Source organism: Bradyrhizobium ferriligni, assembly GCF_056837965.1.
Window position 1 is genome coordinate 1 of the sequence record NZ_JBXEJO010000151.1, and the last position, 4,575, is coordinate 4,575.

Consider the following 4,575-nt stretch of genomic DNA (forward strand, 5'->3'; position numbering starts at 1 on the left):
GGGGTGGGGGCTCTCTCCGCGTGTCACATTGCGGAAAGAGCCCCCACCCGCCGCGCTACGGACGACGCTTCGCGTCGCTCGTCGCGCGTCGACCTAAGAGCGAGCTTCGCTCGTCTCGACCCCGCAAGCGGGAGAGGTGCAGCTAGTCTGCCGCGAGACCGGAGCCACGCGGCCAAGCTCGTCGCTTATCACTCCGGCAGGATGCGAACCGCACCCTTGGCCGCGCTGCTGGCGAACGCCGCATAGGCTTTCAGCGCGGTCGAGACGGCGCGCTTGCGTGGCGCTGCCGGCTTCCATGCCGCGTTGCCCCTGGCTTCCATCGCTGCGCGACGGCGCTTCAGCTCGACATCGTCGACCTTGAGGTTGACCTTGCGGTTCGGGATGTCAAACTCGATGATGTCGCCTTCCTCGACCAGACCGATCAGGCCGCCTTCGGCGGCTTCCGGCGAGACGTGGCCGATCGACAGGCCCGACGATCCGCCGGAGAAGCGGCCGTCGGTGATCAGCGCGCAGGCCTTTCCGAGACCTTTCGATTTCAGGTAGCTGGTTGGGTACAGCATCTCCTGCATGCCGGGGCCGCCGCGCGGCCCCTCATAGCGGATCAGCACCACATCGCCGGCCTTCACCTTGTTGGTGAGGATGGCGTCGACCGATGCGTCCTGGCTCTCGAAGATCCGGGCGGGGCCGGAGAACTTCAGAATGCTCTGGTCGACGCCGGCGGTCTTCACGATGCAGCCGTCCTCGGCGAGGTTGCCGAACAGCACGGCGAGGCCGCCGTCCCTGGAATAGGCATGCGCGGCATCGCGGATGACGCCCTTTTCGCGGTCGAGATCGACCTCGTCGAAGCGGCGGTCCTGGCTGAAGGCCTCCTGGGTCGGCACGCCGCCCGGCGCAGCGCAGTAGAAGTTGCGCACCTTGTCGCTCGTGGTCCGCACCACGTCCCAGCGGTTCAGCGCATCGTCCAGTGTCGCGGCGTGCACGGTCGGCCCGTCGGTCGTGAGCAGCTTGGCGCGGTCGAGCTCGCCGAGGATCGCCATGATGCCGCCGGCGTGATGCACGTCCTCCATGTGGACGTCCTGCACCGAGGGCGCGACCTTGCAGAGCACCGGCACCTTGCGCGACAGGCGGTCGATGTCGGTCATCGTGAACGGCACTTCACCCTCGCGCGCGGCGGCGAGCAGATGCAGCACGGTGTTGGTCGAACCGCCCATCGCGATGTCGAGGGTCATCGCGTTCTCGAACGACTTGAAGTTCGCGATATTGCGCGGCAGCACCTTGGCGTCCTCCTGCTCGTAGTAGCGGCGGGCGAGGTCGACGATCAGATGGCCGGCCTCGACGAACAGGCTCTTGCGGTCGGCGTGGGTCGCCAGCACAGAGCCGTTGCCGGGCAGCGCGAGGCCGAGCGCCTCGGTCAGGCAGTTCATCGAGTTCGCGGTGAACATGCCGGAGCAGGAGCCGCAGGTCGGGCAGGCCGAGCGCTCGATCACCTCGACCTCTTCGTCCGACACATTGGAGTCGGCGGCCGCGACCATCGCGTCGATCAGGTCGACCGCGCGCTTCTTGCCCTTGAGCAGGATCTTGCCCGACTCCATCGGTCCGCCCGAGACGAACACGGTCGGGATGTTGAGCCGCAGCGTCGCCATCAGCATGCCGGGCGTGATCTTGTCGCAGTTGGAGATGCAGACCATCGCGTCGGCGCAATGCGCGTTGACCATGTATTCGACGCTGTCGGCGATCAGCTCGCGCGAGGGCAGGCTGTACAGCATGCCGTCATGACCCATCGCGATGCCGTCATCGACCGCAATGGTGTTGAACTCCTTGGCGACGCCGCCCGCCTTCTCGATCTCGCGGGCCACGAGCTGGCCGAGATTCTGCAGATGGACGTGGCCGGGCACGAACTGGGTGAAGGAATTGACCACCGCGATGATCGGCTTGCCGAAATCCTCGTTCTTCATGCCGGTGGCGCGCCAGAGGCCGCGTGCACCCGCCATGTTGCGGCCGTGAGTGGTGGTGCGGGAGCGATAGGCGGGCATCGTAAATCCTTCTCAAATCCTTGGGCTAAGGGCATTTTTTAGGGGAGTTGGCGCTCCTTATGCCTGCCCGTGGATGCGGATTCAAGCGCGGAACCGCATGGCTGAACCCCGCAATTCGGGCAATGTCGAGCGGTCGGCTTGATCTCGGTCGGCCCGGTGCATTAGCTGGTCGCACCGACGGCAAGAACGACGGCAAGAACAACGAACAGACGCAAAATGGGAGAGACGCGTGGCAAGGCTGCCTCTGATTGATCCGGACACGACGGGCGGCGATATCCGCGCCGCGTTCGACCGCATGCCGGTCAAGCTCAACATCTTCCGCATGATGGCCCATGCCGAGGCCAATGCCATTCCGCTGATGCGGCTCGGCAATTCGATCCTGCACAAGCAGAAGCTGTCGGCGGTCAACCGCGAGCTCTTGATCCTGCAGGCCGCGCAGCTCGAGGGCGGCGCCTATGAATGGCGCCAGCACGTGCCGATTGCGCTCGGCGTCGGCGTCACCCAGGCGCAGATCGATGCCGTCGAGCGCGGCAATTACGACGATGCGGCGCTGAACGCCGCCGAGCGCGCGCTGCTCGGCTTCGGCCGCGAGGTGGTCGAGAAGGTCCGCGTCGGCGACGCCGCCTTTGCCGGCATGCGCGAGCATTTCAGCGATCAGGAGATCGTCGAGGCGGTCGTCGCGCTCGGCTTCTACATGATGATGGCGCGGCTGACGGAGGCAACCGAGACCGATCTCGATCCGGCCGCCGGCATGGCGGTCTACGAGGGTGGCAAGAAGCGGGGTTGAATCGGATGTCGGAGATTTCGCAAGAGGCCAAGCAAGACACGAAGCCGGAGCGCTATGTCCGTCCGCTGAGCGCGGAATCCTCGGGTACCGCGCCGGGCAGGGGACGTCTCAACGGCCGCCGCATCCTCGTGGTCGGCGGCGGCCAGCGGGTGTTCGATGCCGCCACCGATCCGATCGGCAATGGCCGCGCCATGAGCCTGCTGTTCGCGCGCGAGGGCGCGCATGTCGCGGTCGCCGACCTCAACCGCGCCTCGGCCGAGGACACGGTTGCTCGTATTGCAGCTGACGGCGGCCGCGCTTTCGCGATCGCCGCCGATGTCACTCAAGAGGCCGACGTCATCAGGATGATTGATGAAGCGCATCGCACGATGGGCGGGCTCGACGGCATGGTGCTGAACATCGGTACCTTCGGCAAGACCGGGCTCGACAATGTCAGCGCGGAGGAGTGGAACAGGATCTACGACGTCAATGTCCGCGGCCCGATGCTGTGCTGCCGCGCGGCCTTGCCGAAATTCGAAGACGGCGGCTCGATCGTCTTCATCTCCTCGATCGCGGCGCTGAAGGCGGGATCGCAGATGGCGGTCTATGATTCCTCCAAGGCCGCGCTCGGCGGCCTGATGCGCAACATCGCACATGCGGGCGCGCGGCGCGGCATCCGCGCCAATCTGGTCTATCCCGGGCTGGTCGACACCCCGAACGGCCGCGAAGCCGGCGCGGGCCGTCCGTCGCGCGGCAAGGGGCATATCCCGTTCGGCCGTCAGGCGACGGCGTGGGAGATCGCCTATGCCGTGCTGTTCTTCATGTCGGATGAAAGCGTCTATGTCACCGCGCAGACGCTCGCGGTCGACAGCGGGCTCAGCGGTTTGTGAGCGGCGGGGAGGGCGCATGAGTGCATTGTTCGGCAAGGTCTGTCAGAACGGCTACGTCGTTCGCGACATCGATGCGGCGCTGAAGTTCTGGACCGAGACGCTACGGGTCGGGCCGTTCTTCCTGATCCCCGCGGTCAAGGTCGATTGGTTCCGCTATCGCGGCGTGGACTCCGCGGTCGAGATGTCGATCGCGCTGGCCAATTCCGGCGATCTGCAGATCGAGCTAATCCAACAGCGCAACGACGCGCCGTCGATGTATCTGGATTTTCTGGCGCGCCACGGCGAGGGCCTGCAGCACATGTCGTACTGGAGCACGGACTACCAGTCGCTCTACGACCGCGCCATCGCGGCAGGCTTCACGGTCGGTCATGAAGGCCAGATCGGTGGCCCCAAGGGACGCTTCGCCTATTTCGACACCGCCGGCCATGCCGGCACCGTGATCGAGATCTCAGACATCTCGGGATCGAAGGGGCGGTTCTTCGAGAAGATCAGGACCGTGGCCGCGACCTGGGACGGCTCGGACCCGATCCGCGTGGTGGGCTGACGCGGCTATTCGGCGGCGATGCTGGCCGGCGCCGTCCGTCGCGCGGCAAGGGACATATCCCGTTCGGCCGTGAGGCGACGGCCTGGGAGATCGCCTATGCCGTGCTGTTCTTCATGTCGGATGAAAGCGTCTATGTCACTGCGCAGACGCTCGCGGTGGATAGTGGCCTGAGCGGGCTTTAGCGGTGTGCTGAAGCTTGGTTCCATCGGTGTGTCCGCAGATTCGCTTTGCCTCTCCCGCTTGCGGGGGAGGCCGACGCGCGAAGAGCGACGCGAAGCGTCGTCCGTAGCGCGGCGGGTGGGGACTCTCTCCACGATATGACTCGCGGAGAGAGCCCCCACC

At 65.9% G+C, this 4,575-nt stretch carries 4 protein-coding genes and 1 pseudogene; 4 read left to right on the plus strand and 1 reads right to left on the minus strand.

Translation table 11 applies throughout. From position 1 onward, the window contains the following. Positions 1-188: 188 nt before the first annotated feature. Positions 189-2,033, minus strand: a complete 1,845-nt coding sequence (ilvD, locus tag AC1VNY_RS42110; protein WP_482409612.1) for a dihydroxy-acid dehydratase — start codon at positions 2,031-2,033, stop codon at positions 189-191. A 229-nt stretch (positions 2,034-2,262) separates the two neighbouring features. On the opposite strand from ilvD, the gene AC1VNY_RS42115 reads away from it, so the two are divergent. From AC1VNY_RS42115 to AC1VNY_RS42130, 4 genes and pseudogenes are all read left to right on the plus strand, one after another. Further along, the gene (locus AC1VNY_RS42115) at positions 2,263-2,820 is read left to right on the plus strand and encodes a carboxymuconolactone decarboxylase family protein (RefSeq protein ID WP_482409613.1); all 558 of its coding nucleotides are present in this window, start codon (positions 2,263-2,265) and stop codon (positions 2,818-2,820) included. Positions 2,821-2,825: 5 nt separating this feature from the next. Continuing rightward, a complete protein-coding gene (locus AC1VNY_RS42120) occupies positions 2,826-3,689 on the plus strand; it encodes an SDR family NAD(P)-dependent oxidoreductase (RefSeq protein WP_482409614.1) in 864 nt (287 codons plus the stop codon). A gap of 16 nt (positions 3,690-3,705) precedes the next feature. After that, positions 3,706-4,233 (plus strand): VOC family protein, encoded by a 528-nt coding sequence (locus tag AC1VNY_RS42125; RefSeq protein ID WP_212055073.1) that lies wholly within the window; start codon positions 3,706-3,708, stop codon positions 4,231-4,233. Positions 4,234-4,244: 11 nt separating this feature from the next. Continuing rightward, positions 4,245-4,415 (plus strand): annotated as a pseudogene (locus AC1VNY_RS42130) (SDR family oxidoreductase); the annotation flags it as partial. Positions 4,416-4,575: the final 160 nt, after the last annotated feature.